Here is a 16654-nt window from a genome sequence, read left to right on the forward strand (position 1 = left end):
GTCCACACTCCCGTGGTCGGTGCCTGCGAGCCGCCGTCCGGCCGCTCGCACCCCTGGGACGGAGCAGGCGGGACGTTCTCGACATCCACGGCGCCCATATAAGGGGGACTGTGCGCAGATTCGGTGTGGTGCACATGCATCGGTCAGGAGTTGAGAGACTGGCCGGCATGGACATCGCTCGCAGGAACAACGTCACCGTCACGGGCAACCCGCACGGGCGGACGGTCGTACTGGCCCACGGGTTCGGGTGCGACCAGAACATGTGGCGGTCGACGGTTCCCGCGCTGGCCCCGGAGTACCGGGTCGTGCTGTTCGACTACGTCGGATCGGGCCGTTCGGAGCTGTCCGCCTTCTCCCCGGACCGGTACGCCTCCTTGCAGGGCTACGCCCAGGACGTCATGGAGGTGTGTGACGCGCTCGACCTGCGTGATGCCGTGTTCGTCGGGCACTCGGTCAGTGCGATGATCGGCGTACTGGCCGCCGACATGGCTCCCGAGCGGATCGGCGCACTCGTGATGGTCGCCCCGTCCCCGCGCTACATCGACGACGACGGCTACCGAGGCGGGTTCAGTGCGCAGGACATCGAGGAATTGCTGGGATCGCTGGAGTCGAACTATCTCGGCTGGTCGGCGGCGATGGCTCCGGTGATCATGGGCAATCCGGAGCGCCCCGAGCTCGGCGCGGAGCTGGAGAACAGCTTCTGCGCCACGGACCCGGACATCGCGCGTGTCTTCGCCCGCACCACGTTCCTGTCCGACTCCCGGGACGATCTGAAGACGGTGCGGGTGCCCACACTGGTGCTGGAGAGCGCCCAGGACGCCATCGCCCCCCGTGAGGTCGGCGCCTTCGTCCACGCGGCGATCCCCGGCTCGACGCTGGTCACGCTCGACGCCATCGGGCACTGCCCGCACCTCTCGGCGCCCGAGGCCACCAACCAAGCGCTCCTGGAGTTTCTGGCGGCCCTGCGATGATGTGCCGCTCCGGACAGCAGCCGGACCAGCCCGATTCCTGCGACCACCAGCACTCCGGCGGCGAAGCGACGGCGACCGCGGCCTTCGCGGCACTGCTGGAGGACAGCGCCGAGGAACTGTACGAGTCCGCGCCCTGCGGCTATCTGTCCACGCTGATGGACGGCACCGTCGCGAAGATCAACGCGACGCTGCTGGACTGGCTCGGCCTGGCGCGCGAGGCGGTGGTGGGCCGGATGCGGTTCAGCGACCTGCTGACCGTGGGCGGCAGGCTCTACCACGAGACGCACTTCGCGCCGCTGCTGCAGATGCAGGGCTCGATCAACGGCATCGCCCTGGACCTCCGGCACGCCGACGGCGACCGGATACCGGTCCTCGCGTCCTCGGTGGTCAAGTACGGCAGCATGGGCAAGCCCCTGCTGATCCGCACCACCCTCTTCGACGCCAGGGACCGCCGCGCCTACGAGGAGGAGTTGCTGCGCCGCCGTGCGGTGGCCGAGGAGGCCCGCAGGCAGGCGGAGGCCGACCGCGCCCGGCTGCAGGACGCCCTCGCCGTGCTCCAGCGGTCGCTGCTGCCCGACACCCTCCCGGTCGTCCCGGGACTGGACACGGCCGCCTACTACCACACCGCCTCGCCCGACGAACTCGGCGGCGACTTCTACGACATCTTCCCCGTGGACGGCAAACGCTTCGCCTTCTTCCTGGGCGACGTGTGCGGCAAGGGCCCGCAGGCCGCCGCGCTCACCTCGCTGACCCGCTACACCCTGCGGGCCGCCGCCCTGCACGAGCCCGACCCCCGGTCCACCCTGACCACGCTCAACAAGGTGCTGCACGAGCGCTACGCCGCCGGCGGCGACCCGCGCTACTGCACCGCGATCTTCGGCATCCTCGAGATCGACGAGACCACGGACCAGGTCTTCGTGCAGCTGGCCTCCGGCGGCCATCCCCCCGTGCTGATCCTGCGCGCCGACGGCACCGCCGAGTACCTTCCGACCCCGGGCGGTCTCCTCATCGGCGTCCTTCCCGAGGCCCGCTTCACCGCGGCCACCACCACGCTCTCCCCCGGCGACACCCTCCTGCTCTACACCGACGGCCTGACCGAAGCCCGTACCGGCACGGACCGCTCCAGCCTCTACGGCGAGGACGCCCTGCTCGACTTCGGCACCCGGCACGCCGGAGCCCCCGCACACGACCTCGTCCAGGCCCTGACCGCGTTGCTCGACGGTTTCGGCGACGGACTGGACGACGACACCGCCCTGCTCGCCCTCGGCGTACCCGCGCGCCCCGCCGCCCGCCCGACGACAAGAAGCCGCCCATGACCCCGCTGAAGATCACCGTCCGAGACGCCTCCACCGGTCCCGTCTGGGAGATCAACGGGGCTCTCGACTACACCACCGCCCCGGAGCTGCGCGAACAGCTCACCACTCTCACGATCCGGCCGGGCCAGCGTCTCGTCCTGGACCTGGCCGGCATGGACTTCTGCGACTCCAGCGGCATCACGGCCCTCATCACCGCGCACAACCACGCCCAGGCCGCGCAGGCCGACCTCGCACTCGCCGCGGTCCCGGCGAACACGGTCCGCGTCCTGCGGATGGTCGGCCTCGACCAGGTCATCCCCCTCTATCCCGACACCGACGCCGCCACCCGCCCATGACCGGCGGATGACCGCCGATGCCCTGTGCCGCCGCGGGTTTCCGCGGCGGCACGGCGCTTTGATGGCGGCCCCTGAGCCCCGGGCTCCCGGTCGCCGCGCTGTCCGGTATTCGCCGTCCTCCGCGCCTTGATCGCATCGGGCACCTTTTCGCATGCCTTGAGTTCCGCGTCATGGGTACGCAGTCGTGGCGCAGCCTCATCGGGCGCGAGGAGAAGGGAGCGACATCGTGCCGGACCGCGTTCGACCTGTGCCGTCCGGGCGGTTCACTCCGCTGACACGCGCCCGGTGTGCGAGTCAGCGAGCCGTGAGACGTTGACAGCCCTAGGCCCGATGTCGGCGGATTCGGGCATGTTTCGCCCGTCGAGGCGCACCCGCCAGTCCTGAGTGATCCCCCCACGTGGTCGGCCACGGTGACCGTGGCCGGTGAAGAGCAGAGGAATCGGTACATCGATGAATCAGCCCAACCCCCTCAAGCGGGCAGCAGAGAAAGTCACCGAAGCCGTCCAGGGCGGTGACTCCGGACCGGAGGACGGCATCCCGGGGAAGCCGGGTGCCGAGTCCCCGTCGGTCGCCGAGCCGGCCGAGCCCCGCGAGCCGCTGCCGCCGAAGCCGGACCAGAGCGGCCCGGAGACCATGTCCCCGACGGGGCAGCCGACCGGTGACGCCCAGGCGCGCATGGCCCAGTCCGGGGCCTATCTGACCGACGCCCAGGGCACCCGGCTGTACGACACCGACCACTCCCTCAAGGCCGGGCCGCGCGGGCCGGTCCTGCTGCAGGACCACCACCTGCGCGAGAAGGTCATGCACTTCGACCACGAGCGCATCCCGGAGCGCGTGGTCCACGCCCGCGGCGCGGCCGCGCACGGCATCTTCCGCGGCTACGGCACTGCGGCCTCGGTGACGAAGGCGGCGTTCCTCGCCAAGGACGTGGAGACACCGGTCTTCGTACGGTTCTCCACGGTCCTGGGCTCGCGGGGCTCGGCCGACACCGTGCGGGACACGCGGGGTTTCGCGACCAAGTTCTACACCGACGAGGGCGTCTTCGACCTGGTCGGCAACAACATGCCCGTCTTCTTCATCCAGGACGCGATCAAGTTCCCGGACGTCATCCACGCGGGCAAGCCGCATCCGGACCGGGAGATCCCGCAGGCCCAGAGCGCGCACGACACCTTCTGGGACTTCGTCACCCTGCACACCGAGGCCACCCATCACACGCTGTGGAACATGTCCGACCGGGGCATCCCGCGGTCGTACCGGATGATGGAGGGCTTCGGCGTCCACACCTTCCGGCTGGTCGCGGCCGACGGCTCGACGACGCTGGTGAAGTTCCACTGGAAGCCGAAGCTGGGCGTGCACTCCCTGGTCTGGGAGGAGGCGCAGATCGCGGGCGGCGTCGATCCGGACTTCCACCGCCGCGACCTCGCCGACGCCATCGAGGCGGGCGCCTACCCGGAGTGGGAACTGGGCATCCAGACCTTCCCCGACACCCCGGAGCAGACCTTCGAGGGCATCGACCTGCTGGACCCGACGAACCTCGTACCGGAGGAGCTCGCCCCCGTGCAGCCGATCGGGCTGCTGACGCTCAACCGGAACCCGTCGAACTACTTCGCCGAGACCGAGCAGGTCGCCTTCCACGTCGGCCATCTCGTCCCGGGCATCGACATCACCGACGACCCGCTGCTCGCCGGGCGCCTGTTCTCCTACCTGGACACGCAGATCACCCGGCTGGGCGGCCCCAACTTCCCGCAGCTGCCCATCAACCGCCCGCACTCCCCCGTCAACGACATGCTGCGCGACGGCATGCACCAGACGGCGGTGCACCGGGGCGTGGCGCCGTACCGGCCCAACTCCCTCGACGGGGGCTGCCCGTTCACGGCGGGAGCGGACGCGGGCGCGTACATCGAGGCCCCGGTGCGCGTGCCGGAGGCGACGAAGGTGCGCGAGGCCCCCGAGTCGTTCGCCGACCACTTCAGCCAGCCCCGCCGGTTCTGGCTGAGCATGAGCCCGGTGGAGCGCGAGCACATCATCGCCGCGTACACCTTCGAACTCGGCAAGTGCTACGAGCAGGCCGTCAAGGAGCGTGCGCTCCAGGTCCTGGCCAACATCGACCCCGAGCTGTGCGAGGGCGTCGCGGAGGGCCTCGGCCTGCCGGCGCCGAAGGCGAGCCTGCCGCTGGTGGAGGTCGAGCCGAGCCCGGCGCTCTCCCAGGTGGGTCACACCTGGCCGGGGGACGGCCGCATCGTCGGCATCGTGACCGGTCCGGACGGGGATCTGGACGCCGTACAGGCCCTGCGCGAGGCGATCCTGGAGGCCGGCATGGTCCCGCTGGTCGTCGCGCCCAAGGGCGGCGTCCTGGGCTCGGGCGACGCGGCGGTGACGGTGCAGCGGACGTACGCCACCGCGCGGTCCGTCGAGTTCGACGCCCTGCTGGTGGCCGGACCGCCCGGAGTCGGCGGCGACGCGTTCGGCGCTCGCGACGTGAAGGCCCGGCCTTCGGGCGCGGCGGTCGCCGCGGCCGATCCCCGGGTCGGTGTGCTGCTGTCGGAGGCGTTCCGGCACGGCAAGGCGATCGGTGCCTGGGCCGGCGGCGAGAACGCCCTCGACGCGGCCGGCGTTCCCGGTGACGCGCCGGGTGTCGTGGTCGCCGGCAGCGGGAGGGCCGCGCTGGAGCAGGTGCGGGAGCTCATGGGCGCCCACCGGGTGTGGGAACGCTTCGTGGCCGCCTGACCGGTGTCCACCGGGGCCGGGCGGGATCGTGTTCCCGCGGCCGCCTCGCCCCGGTGGCCGCCGTGGCGGTGGGCCGGTTCAGGCCGTGTGCTGGTACGACGGGTAGGTGAGGTATCCCGCGTCGCCTCCCTGGTAGTAGGTGCTCTCGTCGACCGGTGCGACGGGGACGCCGGTGCGCAGGCGCTCCACCAGGTCGGGGTTGGCGATGAACGCGCGGCCGAAGCTGATGAGTTCGGCCCCCAGCTCCAGCCAGCGGTCGGCGTCGGTGCGCCCGGTCTGCTTCGGGCCCATGGGAAGCACCGGGTTGACGACGAGGGTGCCCGGCCAGACGCGGCGCAGGGCGAGCAGCACGTCGTCGTCCGCGGTGGCCTCCAAGTGGGCGTAGGCCAGGTCCAGTCGGGCGAGTTCGGTCAGCAGCGCGGTGTAGAGCGCGGGCACGTCGCTCTCCTCGACGCCCCAGAACGTGCCGCCCGGCGAGAGGCGGATGCCGGTCCGGGCCCCGCCGATGGCGTCGACGGTGGCGGACACGGCCTCGACGGCGAACCGGATCCGGTTGGTGACCGAACCTCCGTAGCGGTCCGTGCGCAGGTTGGCGTTGGAGGAGAGGAACTGCGAGATCAAGTAGCCGTTGGCGCCGTGCAGTTCCACGCCGTCGAAGCCCGCGTCGACGGCGCGCAGGGCCGCCTCGGCGTACGACCGGGCCTGCTCGGGCACCTCGGCGCTCTCCAGCGCGCGGGGTACCGGTGCGGGCTGGGGGCCGGTCGGGGTGAACACCTCACCGACGGCGGCGACGGCCGACGGTGCGACGGGCCGCGATCCGGTGGTGTCCCGGTGGGAGACGCGGCCGCTGTGCATGAGCTGGGCGAAGATCCGCCCGCCGTTGGTGTGCACGGCGGCGGTCACCGGGCGCCAGGCGGCGACCTGTTCATCGGTGTGCAGTCCCGGGGTGCCCGGACTCGACTGCCCGAGGAGGCTGGGCTGCACGCCCTCGGACACGATCAGCCCGGCCGTCGCCCGCTGGGCGTAGTAGGTCGCCATCGACGCCGTGGCCAGCCCGCCGGCGGCGGCACGGACGCGTGTCATCGGGGCCATCACCACGCGGTTGGGCAGCGTCAGGTCCCCGAGCCGGTAACTGTCGAAAAGGGTCGTCACTTCATGACTCCATCTGGTCCGCCGTGCCCGGATCTCGGGCACGACGGTTACGCTAAAACCTCACATGGATGTCAGGGGCAAGGCCGTGTGGCTCAGGTCACAGCCGGGGAGGTCGACAGTGCGCATCGGCGAACTCGCGTCACGGACGGGAGTCAGCATCCGCTCCCTTCGCTACTACGAGGAACAGGGCCTGCTCAGCAGCTCGCGCAGTGCCAGCGGTCAACGGCACTACACCGAGGAGGAGGTCGACAGGGTCGCGTTCATCCAGCGGCTGTACGCGGCCGGCCTGTCCAGCCGCACCATCGCCGAACTGCTGCCGTGCGTCGACACACCGAGCGAGGAGCACTCCGACGCCGCCCTGGAGCGGATGGCCGAGGAACGCGACCGGCTCTGCGCGCACATCACCGACCTCATCCGCACCCGCGACGCGCTCGACGAGTTGATGACCAGGGCCCGCCGGCACCGCGAGACGCTGCACACGGTCATGGCCGAGTGACCGCCCCCTCCCGCCGCTAGGCCGCCGGACGGGGTACCCAGACGGCGGCGTGGAACGGGCCGTTGGCCGTGACCGGGTCGGCGGGCGGGAGTGCCGCGCTGCCCGCCACGACGCCGCGGCCGTTGATCTGCGCCGCCGAGGAGTTGAGGCCGCCGAGGGAGTCCAGGTAGGTGAAGTCGCCGTTGTCGACGCGGGCGACGAAGGCGAACGAGTTGGGCGCGAAGTTGTCGCCGACGACGACGTTCCGGGCGATCTGCCGGACCTCGGTGACACCGCGCCCGGACCCGATCGTCGTGATCTCGTGCGTCGCGAGGTCGTAGGCGCCGGCGAGCAGGCCGTCACCGCCGACGACCGTGGTTCCGCTGACCAGCTGGGCGGTGAGGAGCCGCGGTCCCAGGTCCGTGCGGATGCCGGTGCGGAGGTCGTAGGCGTACCCGGCCAGGGAGCCGGCGGCCGTTCGGGACTGGCCCACCACGATCGAGCCGCTGATGTCGTTGGCGGTGCTGGTACTTCCGCCGAGGGTGCCGAGATCGGTCGTCGTCCGGGTGCGCAGGTCGTAGGCGAAGCCGTGCGTCGTGGACGCGGGCGTGTCCGGCAGGGTGGAAGTGCCCACGACGAGCGGGCCGTCGACGGCCGCCGCGCTGCTGCGGCCCGACGGCCCGGCGAGGCTGCCGAGGTCGGTCATGGTCCGGGTGCGCACGCTGTACGCGAACGCGTGGCCGACCGTGTCGCCGGGCAGCGACGACGTCCCCACCACGGTGTCGCCGTCGAGTCCGGTGATGTCGGTGCGGCTTCCGCCGAGGGTTCCGACGTCCACCATGCGGCGGGTGCGGAGGTCGTAGACGAATCCGTGAGCGGGTCCGTTCGGTGAGAGGTCCGACCGGCCGACGACGAGATTCCCCTCCACGCCGGTGGCCCGGCTGGAGCCCCCCAAGGTGCCCAGGGCGGTCATGGCGTGCCTGCGCAGGTCGTACGCGAAGGCGTGTTCGGCGGCATCGCCGCTGGTCAGTGAGGCCCCGACGACTGTTCTGCCGTCGATCGCGGTCGCCTGGCTGCGGGTGCCGCCCAGCGTGCCCAGATCGTGCACGGCGTACCGCACGGACCCCGCCGCGGGCCCGGCCGGCGACGAGCCGGCCCCGTACGCCGGGCCGGCCCCGACCGCGAGCAGCCCCGCAGCCGCCAGAGCCCCCACACGTACACGTCTGCGCATGATTCCCCCCTGGGACGATCCGTCGCCGTGCACGGCCTTCACTTCTACAGCAGTTCCGAACACCCAAACAGCGCCCGATCGGCCACGGTGGGGCACCGCCTTGCCCCCTCGGGAAGGCGGGCTCAACAATCCCTGAAATCGGTCGGGTTAAGACCGCCGATGCGGGGCAACAGCGTGATGAGTGAACCGGTCACCGCCCCCGCAAGGGCCGACGGAGCCGGATCACCACCTGCGAGGTCGCGGCACCCCCCCCCGCCGCAGAACCTCGCCGCGGCGGTCCTTGCGGCATACGGCACGAGAGGCTCCCCCACCTCGACTCCTCCGCAAGGGCCGCCGCTCTCACGACAGCCGGACCCCGACGCCTCCGCTCGGCGCGTCGCGCGTTCTTCCCCGGTGACTGTCGGTCATGCGTGATCGCGCATTCGAGAGACAAACCGCACATCCCCCACAGAAATCCGCCGCCGCGGGGTAACCGATAGCGAAGAGAGGCAACAGGGCCGACTGTTGCCGTTTGACAATAATGGCGGTGAGGCAACAAAGTGACGGTGGCGGAAGTACGCGGGGAAGGACCTGGAATGCTCCGGTGGACGGAGACCACTCCGTGTGCTGGTCACCCTCGTCGCACGGTGGCGAAGACACCTGGAGCGCGAGGAGTGGCTCAGGCGATCGCTCAGGCGGTCTGGCTGCGCGGCTCGGACGTGCCCTCGTGTATCTGTGCCGCCGCGGCATCGCAGAAGGCCTCCAGCCCCTCCAGCAGGGCGATCCGCTTCGCGACGGGCATATCCGCGAGGACCGACCGCAGCTCCCGCTCCCTGCGGGTACGCAGGTCGGCGAGGTACGCGCGCCCCCGGCCGCTCAGGTGCAACCGCACCTCCCGCCGGTCCTCCGCGCTCACCACACGCTCGACGAGCCCGGCGGCCACGAGCCGGTCGCACAGCCGGCTGGTGGACGGCGGGGTCGAGGCCAGGGACTCGGCGAGCGAGCGCAGGTTGATGCCGTCATGGTGCTCAAGGATGTGCAGCACGCGCAGCTGGGACGCGGAGGTGGGCGCGGTCGAGGCCCGGCCCCACACCACTTCCAGCAGCTCGGCGGCCGTGGTGGTCACGCGGGCCACCTCGTCGGGCTCGGTGCGGCGGCGGAAGGCAGTCACGATCACACTCTCGCAGGCACTGGGGTGCCTGCCAGCGTACTAGGCCCGACCGCGGGCCACAGCTCACCAGGGCGATCGACGCGGCTCCACGGGGAGTCCGGCGCAGCGACGCCCGGGGAAAGACAGGTGCATTTTCCATCATGAAGAGATTCGTGGCCGTTGAGCGCGCCCTGCGCACAGCGGCTCCCCACGCGCTCCTGGACGCCGTCCGCTCCGTACTGGTCGAGCAGTACGGCGCCCACGACGTCGAGTTGTTCATGGCCGACTACAGCCTGACCGTGCTGCAGCCGGTGTCGGTGCTGCCTCACACCCTGGAACCGGTGTCCGTGCACAGCAGCCCGGCCGGCCGGGCCTTCGGCTCGCAGACGCCCTACCGCAAGCAGCTGCGCGACGGGCTGGTGCGTCTGCACCTGCCGGTCAGCGTCCGCGGCGACCGCCTCGGCGTGCTGTCGGTCACCTTGCCCGAAGGCGATGCCACGCCCGAGTGGGAGGCCGAGCTGGCCGAGGTCGCCAACGTGCTGGGCTACCAGGTGATCGTCGCCGAGCGCGACACCGACGTGTACCTCCAGGCCCGGCGCAAGGACCGGCTCACCCTGGCCGCCGAGATGCAGTGGCAGCTCCTGCCCGGCCGCTCCTGCTCGCGGCCCGAGTACGACCTCGGCGCCCAGCTGGAGCCCGCCTACGCGATCTTCGGTGACAACTTCGACTGGTCCAGCACCGTCGACCACCTGATGCTGTACGTCACCAACGGGATGGGCGAGGGCATAGAGGCGTCCCTGCTGACGAACCTGGCCATCAACGCCCTGCGCAACGCGCGGCGGGCCGGTCTGTCCCTCGCCGACCAGGCGGCCCTGGCCGACCAGGCGGTCTACGCCCACTACCAGGGGCGCTGCTACCTGTCCGTCCTGATGTTCGACTTCGATCTGGTCAGCGGCCGCGCACGCGTCGTGGACGCGGGCTCTCCCCAGCTGCTGAGGCTGCGCGCCGGCACGGTGGAGCCTGTGAACTTCGACGCGCAGCTGCCGCTGGGCATGTTCGAGGAGACCGACTACGTGGCCCAGGACTTCGACGTCGAGCCCGGCGACCGCCTGGTGTTCGTCAGCGACGGGGTCCACGCCGTCGCCGATCCCAAGGGCGAGCCCTATGGAGAGGCCGCCCTGGCGCGGGCCATCCAGGCCACCCGGCTGCTGCCCGCCGCCGAGGTGCCGCGCGCCATCCTGCGCGAGCTGACCGGCCACCGCGGGGAGGCGATGGCGAAGGACGACGCACTGGTCGTGTGCCTGGACTGGCGCGGCCGGGCGCCGGAGCGGTGAGCGCGGAGCCTGTCGACGGGCGGCGGGCGGTTGTTGGTCCGCGGCACCCCCTCGCGCTAATGTTTGCCATGCGGCAATAATTGCCAGATGGCCTGCCGACCGGCGGACCGCGGCGCCCGGCAGCAGGGAGACGATGCAGGTGGCGGAGCACGACACGGCCTCCGAGGCGGCCAAGGAACTGGGCGCCTTCCTGGAACGGCGCCGTGAACAGATCGCCCAGCGCTGGGCCGACGCCACCCTGTTCCGCACGGTCTTCACCATCTCCCGGGACGAGGCGGTCGAAGCGTGCAAGGCCGTGGTGGACGCCCTCGCCGACGTGGCCCGCTCCGGACGGCTGGAGGACGTCGCGGCCCCCGGCTTCGACACCGTACGGGACCAGCTCGGCCGGATGGCCGGCTCCCGCGCCCAGGCCGGCTTCGACCCGGCACACATCGACGGCGAGGTCGTCGGCCTGCGCGAGCCGGTGGCCGCCCTGCTGCGCGCCGAGTTCGCGGAGGCGGCGGACCCGGACGCTCATGGCCCCACGCTCGCCCTGGCGGTCCTCATGGGAACGCTCCGCCTGGTGGTGATGAACACGACCGTGCACGCGGGCCAGGAGCTGATCTCCCGCCAGCGCCGGCAGATGCTGGAGGTGGCGACACCCGTCATCAGCCTGTGGCAGGGCATCGTCGCCGTTCCGCTGATCGGCACCCTGGACAGCGCCCGCAGCCAGGTCGTGATGGAGACCCTGCTGGACGCGATCGTCGACCAGCGGGCCGCCCACGTGATCCTCGACATCACGGGCGTGCCGACGGTCGACTCGCTCGTGGCCCAGCACCTGATGAAGACGGCCGCCGCGGCACGGCTGATGGGCGCGGAGTGCATCATCTCCGGAATCCGCCCCGCCATCGCGCAGACCATCGTCCAGCTCGGCATCGACCTCGGGTCGATCCTCACGCGGGCCACGCTCGCCGACGCTCTGGCGCACGCCCTCGGCCGGCAGGACATCGCCGTCCCGCCCCGACCGGTCGCCGTGGGAGCGAGCCCGCGGTGACCGGCTTCTCCGCCGCCCGGCCCGCGCCGGTGCCCGTACTGACGCTGGGGGACATCCTGCTGGTCACCCTGCAGGGGGACCTGCACGACGGGGCGGCCGAGCAGCTCCAGCACGACATCACGCACCGCATCGCCGCCGGCCCCGGGCCGGTGGGCGGCGTCGTGATCGACGTCTCCGGAGTGGACATCGTCGACTCCTTCCTCGGCCGCGTCCTGGCCGAGATCGCCGCGAACGCACGCCTGCTGGCCGCACGGACCGTCCTGGCCGGACTGCGCCCCGCCGTGGCCATCACCCTGGTCGAGCTGGGCCTGACCCTTCCCGGTCTGGTCACCGCCCTGAACGTCGACGACGCCCTGGCCCGGCTGGGCCGCACGCCCAGCGCCGCCCCGCCCTCTCACCCGGAAGAGGGTGCGTGATGCATGCCCGAACCGCTTCGACCTCCCGCCTGCCCATCACCTCGGACTCCGACCTGGCCTGGGTGCGCCAGCACGTGCGCCAGGCCGCAGCCGAGGTCGGCTTCAACCTCGTCCAGCAGACGAAGCTGGTGACCGCCACCAGCGAACTCGCCCGCAACACCCTCGTCCACGGGGGCGGCGGCCACATGGAGGCCACCGTGCTCAGGGAAGGGGTGACGCGCGGAATCCGCCTGTCGTTCATCGACGGCGGCCCCGGCATCGCCGACCCCGAACTCGCCATGACCGACGGATACAGCACAGGCGGCGGGCTGGGCATGGGCCTCAGCGGCGCCAAGCGGCTGGTGGCCGAGTTCACCCTCGAAAGCCGTCCCGGGCAGGGCACCACCGTCACCGTCACCGACTGGGTCTCCGGCGTGCCCTCCCCCCGGACGGGTGCGCCATGAGCAGGGTGTGGGACATCCCGGTCGAGGACAGCACCAGGATCCGGGACGTACGCGTCGCCGCCGAAGCCGCCTGCGCCCACGCGGCACTGGACCCGCACGCCACCGCGGTGACCGCGCTGGTGGCCACCGAGCTGGCCAGCAATCTGGTCAAACACGCCGCCGGCGGCCGCATCGTCGTCAACCTCACCGATCCCTCGGACACCCTCGCACCCGACGGCACCGGTGTGCAGATCACCTCGCTCGATCACGGGCCGGGCATCGAGAACGTCGAGGCCGCGCTGCGTGACGGCCACACCACCACCTCCTCGCTCGGCGCGGGTCTGGGCACCTGTCTGCGCATCGCCCACGCCTTCGACCTGCACAGCCGCCCGGGGCAGGGCACCGTCGCGGTGGCGCGGATCGGCCGGGCGCCGGCGCCGCGCAGCGCTCACGCCGAGCCGCTCCCACCTCGTACGGGCGTCCGCGCCGGCGGGATCACCACCGCCCTGGCCCATGCCGAGCACTCCGGCGACGCCTTCAGCCGGGTGCGCTCCGGCCCGCGCGTCACCCTGCTGCTCTGCGACGGACTCGGCCACGGGCCCAAGGCCGCCGAGGCGTCCACCGCCGCCGTCGAGGCCCTGCGCCGGTGCGCGGACCGGCCGCCCGCCGACATCCTGCGGCATCTGCACACCGCGCTGCGTGCCACCCGGGGCGCGGCGGTCGGCGTCGCCCAACTGGACGAGGAAACCTGCCGGTTGTCGTTCGCGGGCGTCGGCAACATCGGCGCCCGGCTGCGCACCGAGGACACCTGGCAGTCCTTGCTCTCCCACCCCGGCATCGTCGGCGCGCACTTCCCCGCCACCGTGCCCGTGCACGAGAGCGACTGGCGGCCGGACAGCCTGCTCGTCCTGCACAGCGACGGACTGCCCAGCCGCTGGGTGCCCCCGGCAGACCCCCGCCTGGGCGACCACGACCCGGCCGTGGTGGCCGCGGTCGTCCTCCGGGACGCGGGGAGCGCCGCCCGCCCCCTGCGCGACGACACCTGCGTGGCCGTACTGGCTCCACGACCGCGCGAGAGACGCCCATGACCGACACCACGCACGTCCGGGAGATCGCGTCGGCCGCCGACGCGGCCCGGGCCCGCGCGGAGGCCGACCGGATCGCCACCGACGGCGGAGCACCGCCGCTGGAGCGCGCCCGCTTCCTCACCGCGCTGACGGCACGGCTCAGCCACAGCCTCGGCCCGGGCGGGCAGTGGCGACTGCTGCTCCGCGTCGAGCGGGAACCCGGTGGGGAAGGCGCGCTCCTGTGCGCGTCGCTGACCTCGGCCGGCTCGTGCGCACCGGACCCCGCCGAGACGCACACCCTCACCTGCCCGCTTCCCCGTCCACCTGCCCGTGCCGGCCGGCGCGCCGCCCTGCCGCTGCCGGAGGCGCTGCTGCGCGCGGACGAGGACACCGCGGCCGTACTGAGCCTGCTGGACGCCCAGCAGACCCTCGTTCAGCTGCACGGCGAGGAACTGCACCAGACCAACCAGGGCGTTCTGGCACTGCACTCCGACCTGGAGGCCGCAGCCCGCACCCAGCGCGAACTGCTCGAAGCCGAGCAGCGCGCACGCGCCGAGGCGGAGCGGGCCCGGCGTCTGCTGACCTTCCTCGGTGACGCCAGCGCCGCCATCGCCTCCTCCCTCAGCCACACGGCCATCCTGCGCCGCCTGTCCGACCTCCTCGTGCCGGACTACGCCGACCATCTGGACGTCTGGCTCTTCGACGAGGAGAAGGACGCGTACGAGGGGTACGACGAGCACGCGCGCCCGGTGCGGGAGCACTCCGCGGCCGCGGTGGCCGCCGCCCGCACCGGCCGTCCCCAGCACGCCGCGGACCGCCCCGCGGCACTGCCCGGCGTGGACGACCTCCCGCCGTCCGCCCTGTCACCTCGGCGCCCGCTGCTGGCCGTCCCCCTCACGGCACACCGCCTGCTGGGGGTCCTCACCCTCACCGCGCCGGCATCCGGATTCGACGCGGACACCTGCGTGATGCTGCTCGAACTCGCCCGCCGCGTCGGCGTCGCCCTCGACCACGCCCACCACTACGAGCGCTACCGCGACACCGCCGAGGCACTCCAGCGCGCCCAGCTCACCGACCTGCCCGCCCATCCCGGGCTGGTGGCGGCCGCCCGCTACCTGCCGGCCACCTGGGGCATGAACATCGGCGGCGACTGGTACGACGCCTTCCTCCAGCCCGACGGCAGTCTGCTGGCCGTCATAGGGGACGTGACCGGCCACGGCCTGCGCGCCGCCGTCGTCATGGGCCAACTGCGCACCGCCCTGCGCGCCTACGCCGTCGAGAACGCCACTCCCGGCGAGATCCTCACGCGTCTGCACCACATGCTCCGCCACCTGCAGCCGGAGCTGTACGCCACCGCGATGATCGCCCGCTTCCGGCCGGGCGATCCGCGGGTGCTCTGGGCGTCGGCCGGCCACCCGCCCGCCGTCGTGCGCGACGTCGACGGCGCCGTGCGCGTCCTGGACCACAAACCCGGCGTGATGCTCGGCATCCCCCTGCCCGGCGTGTACCCGGACCACCGGGCCGAACTGCCCGCCGGTTCCTCCCTGGTGCTGTACACCGACGGCCTGGTCGAACGGCGGGGCGAGGGCATCGACGCCGGTATCGGCCGACTGTGCCGCGCCCTGGAGGCGGTGAGCACCTCCGAGCTTGAGCAGGACCCGGACGCCGCGGCAGACGCCCTGCTCAAGCCGCTCCTGCACGACTCCGAACGCGCCGACGACGTCTGCCTGCTGCTGTGCCACACCGTGCGGCCCACCGTGCCGACCCGGCACGCCGAGGCGGACAGGTCCCCCGTCCATCACGAACCCCCTGGGAACCGGTCCTGTCGCGGTAGCGTGGAGGACACCAGGCGAGAGGGTGAATGCCGTGACCGCATCTGACCAGCTGCCCTCGGCAGAGGCCCTGCTGCGGGCCGCTCCGCCTCACGCGCTGGTCGCCACCGCCCGCCGGCTGCTCGCCGAGCGGGTGGGCGCCCAGGAGGTGACGCTGCTGCTGGCCGACTACGGACTGACCGTCCTGCAGCCGGTCACCCACCTGCCGCACACCGACGCGCCCGTCCCGGCCGACGAGGGGCCCGCGGGCAGCGCCTTCGTCAACCAGAAGCCGGTCGTCGAAGTGCTGGACGAGCCGTCCGGCCAGGTGGTGCATCTGCCCATCACCGTGCGCGGCGACCGCATGGGCGTGCTCTCCGTACGGCTGCCCGCGCGCACCGTCGCCCCGGAAACCGTGCTCCAGCTCGGCGACTTCGCCACGGCACTGGGCCACGAGGTCACCACCGCCGGCCGCGACACCGACCTCTACCTCCAGGCCCGTCGCACCCGGCGCCTCACCCTCGCCGCCGAGATGCAGTGGCAGCTCCTGCCCGGCCGGGGCTGTTCCCGCCCGGAGTACGTCATCGGCGCGCACCTCGAACCCGCCTACGCGATCGGCGGCGACAACTTCGACTGGTCGACCAGCGCCGACCACCTCACCCTCACCGTCACCGACGGCATGGGTCAGGGCATAGACGCCTCCTTGCTCACCAGTCTCACCGTCAGCGCCCTGCGCAACGCCCGGCGCGCCGGCATCGGCCTCGCCGACCAGGCGGCCCTGGCCGACCAGGCCGTCTTCGCCCAGTACGGCGGCAAGGCCTACGCCTCCACGCTGTTGCTGCACTTCGACCTGGACACCGGCACCGTGCACGCCGTGGACGCCGGCTCGCCGCAGCTGTTCCGCCAGCGCGGCGGGCACACCGAGCGCGTCGAACTCGACGCCCAGCTGCCGCTCGGCATGTTCGAGGAGACCCTCTACGAGGAGCAGACCTTCCACGTCGAGCCCGGCGACCGTCTCATCGCCGTCAGCAGCGGCGTGCACGACACCCGCTCCGCGGCCGGCGACCTCTTCGGCGAACGGGTGCTGCGCCAGGTCCTGGGCGCCACCCGCAGCGCGGAGCCGCACGAGGCGTCACGCGCGGTCGTCGCCGGACTGATCGAGCACTACGGCAGCCGGGAACTGCTCTCCGACGCCGCCGTGGTCTGCCTCGACTGGAACGGCCGCCGCTGAGCCC

At 72.3% G+C, this 16654-nt stretch carries 15 protein-coding genes; 12 read left to right on the forward strand and 3 right to left on the reverse strand.

What is annotated here, in order from left to right; all coding sequences use genetic code 11:
• The first annotated feature begins 167 nt into the window (after nt 1-167).
• The 4 genes from M8J74_RS28280 (at nt 168) to M8J74_RS28295 (ending at nt 5349) form a co-directional block, all read left to right on the forward strand.
• Nucleotides 168-971: an alpha/beta fold hydrolase gene (locus M8J74_RS28280; protein ID WP_249839152.1), complete on the forward strand. Its 804-nt coding sequence runs from the start codon at nt 168-170 to the stop codon at nt 969-971.
• Nucleotides 971-2287 carry a PP2C family protein-serine/threonine phosphatase gene (locus tag M8J74_RS28285; RefSeq protein WP_249839187.1) on the forward strand — a complete coding sequence of 439 codons (1317 nt, stop codon included), beginning with the start codon at nt 971-973 and terminating at the stop codon, nt 2285-2287. Before M8J74_RS28280 ends, M8J74_RS28285 begins: the two co-directional genes overlap by 1 nt.
• Nucleotides 2284-2622 (forward strand): STAS domain-containing protein, encoded by a 339-nt coding sequence (locus M8J74_RS28290; protein WP_249839153.1) that lies wholly within the window; start codon nt 2284-2286, stop codon nt 2620-2622. The genes M8J74_RS28285 and M8J74_RS28290 overlap by 4 nt, the downstream gene beginning before the upstream one ends.
• A gap of 450 nt (nt 2623-3072) precedes the next feature.
• Entirely contained in the window at nt 3073-5349 is a 2277-nt protein-coding gene (locus tag M8J74_RS28295; protein ID WP_249839154.1) for a catalase, read from the forward strand.
• 78 nt (nt 5350-5427) lie between these two features.
• Here M8J74_RS28295 and M8J74_RS28300 read toward each other — a convergent pair whose 3' ends face one another.
• On the reverse strand, nt 5428-6501 hold the full coding sequence (locus M8J74_RS28300) for an alkene reductase (protein WP_249839155.1): 1074 nt from the start codon (nt 6499-6501) through the stop codon (nt 5428-5430).
• A gap of 118 nt (nt 6502-6619) precedes the next feature.
• Here M8J74_RS28300 and M8J74_RS28305 point away from each other — a divergent pair, with 118 nt between their 5' ends.
• Nucleotides 6620-6997, forward strand: a complete 378-nt coding sequence (locus M8J74_RS28305; RefSeq protein WP_249839156.1) for a MerR family transcriptional regulator — start codon at nt 6620-6622, stop codon at nt 6995-6997.
• 16 nt (nt 6998-7013) lie between these two features.
• On the opposite strand, the gene M8J74_RS28310 is transcribed toward M8J74_RS28305, so the two are convergent.
• Together M8J74_RS28310 and M8J74_RS28315 are read right to left on the reverse strand one after the other, a co-directional pair.
• The gene (locus tag M8J74_RS28310; protein ID WP_249839157.1) at nt 7014-8207 is read right to left on the reverse strand and encodes a hypothetical protein; all 1194 of its coding nucleotides are present in this window, start codon (nt 8205-8207) and stop codon (nt 7014-7016) included.
• A 670-nt stretch (nt 8208-8877) separates the two neighbouring features.
• Nucleotides 8878-9363, reverse strand: a complete 486-nt coding sequence (locus M8J74_RS28315) for a MarR family winged helix-turn-helix transcriptional regulator (RefSeq protein ID WP_249839158.1) — start codon at nt 9361-9363, stop codon at nt 8878-8880.
• 134 nt (nt 9364-9497) lie between these two features.
• Here M8J74_RS28315 and M8J74_RS28320 point away from each other — a divergent pair, with 134 nt between their 5' ends.
• The 7 genes from M8J74_RS28320 to M8J74_RS28350 all read left to right on the forward strand — a co-directional run bounded on the left by M8J74_RS28320 (nt 9498) and on the right by M8J74_RS28350 (nt 16650).
• A complete protein-coding gene (locus M8J74_RS28320) occupies nt 9498-10670 on the forward strand; it encodes a PP2C family protein-serine/threonine phosphatase (protein ID WP_249839159.1) in 1173 nt (390 codons plus the stop codon).
• 133 nt (nt 10671-10803) lie between these two features.
• On the forward strand, nt 10804-11703 hold the full coding sequence (locus M8J74_RS28325) for an STAS domain-containing protein (protein ID WP_249839160.1): 900 nt from the start codon (nt 10804-10806) through the stop codon (nt 11701-11703).
• Nucleotides 11700-12119: an STAS domain-containing protein gene (locus M8J74_RS28330; RefSeq protein WP_058921107.1), complete on the forward strand. Its 420-nt coding sequence runs from the start codon at nt 11700-11702 to the stop codon at nt 12117-12119. Before M8J74_RS28325 ends, M8J74_RS28330 begins: the two co-directional genes overlap by 4 nt.
• Nucleotides 12119-12562 carry an anti-sigma regulatory factor gene (locus M8J74_RS28335; RefSeq protein ID WP_249839188.1) on the forward strand — a complete coding sequence of 148 codons (444 nt, stop codon included), beginning with the start codon at nt 12119-12121 and terminating at the stop codon, nt 12560-12562. Before M8J74_RS28330 ends, M8J74_RS28335 begins: the two co-directional genes overlap by 1 nt.
• A complete protein-coding gene (locus M8J74_RS28340) occupies nt 12559-13629 on the forward strand; it encodes a SpoIIE family protein phosphatase (RefSeq protein ID WP_249839161.1) in 1071 nt (356 codons plus the stop codon). The genes M8J74_RS28335 and M8J74_RS28340 overlap by 4 nt, the downstream gene beginning before the upstream one ends.
• Complete coding sequence (locus M8J74_RS28345) at nt 13626-15488, forward strand: PP2C family protein-serine/threonine phosphatase (protein ID WP_249839162.1); 1863 nt, start codon at nt 13626-13628, stop codon at nt 15486-15488. The genes M8J74_RS28340 and M8J74_RS28345 overlap by 4 nt, the downstream gene beginning before the upstream one ends.
• Complete coding sequence (locus M8J74_RS28350; protein ID WP_249839163.1) at nt 15466-16650, forward strand: PP2C family protein-serine/threonine phosphatase; 1185 nt, start codon at nt 15466-15468, stop codon at nt 16648-16650. The genes M8J74_RS28345 and M8J74_RS28350 overlap by 23 nt, the downstream gene beginning before the upstream one ends.
• The last annotated feature ends 4 nt before the right edge of the window (nt 16651-16654 follow it).

The sequence above is a fragment of the Streptomyces panaciradicis genome (assembly GCF_023516615.1).
In the GTDB taxonomy this organism is placed as follows: Bacteria; Actinomycetota; Actinomycetes; order Streptomycetales; family Streptomycetaceae; genus Streptomyces; species Streptomyces panaciradicis.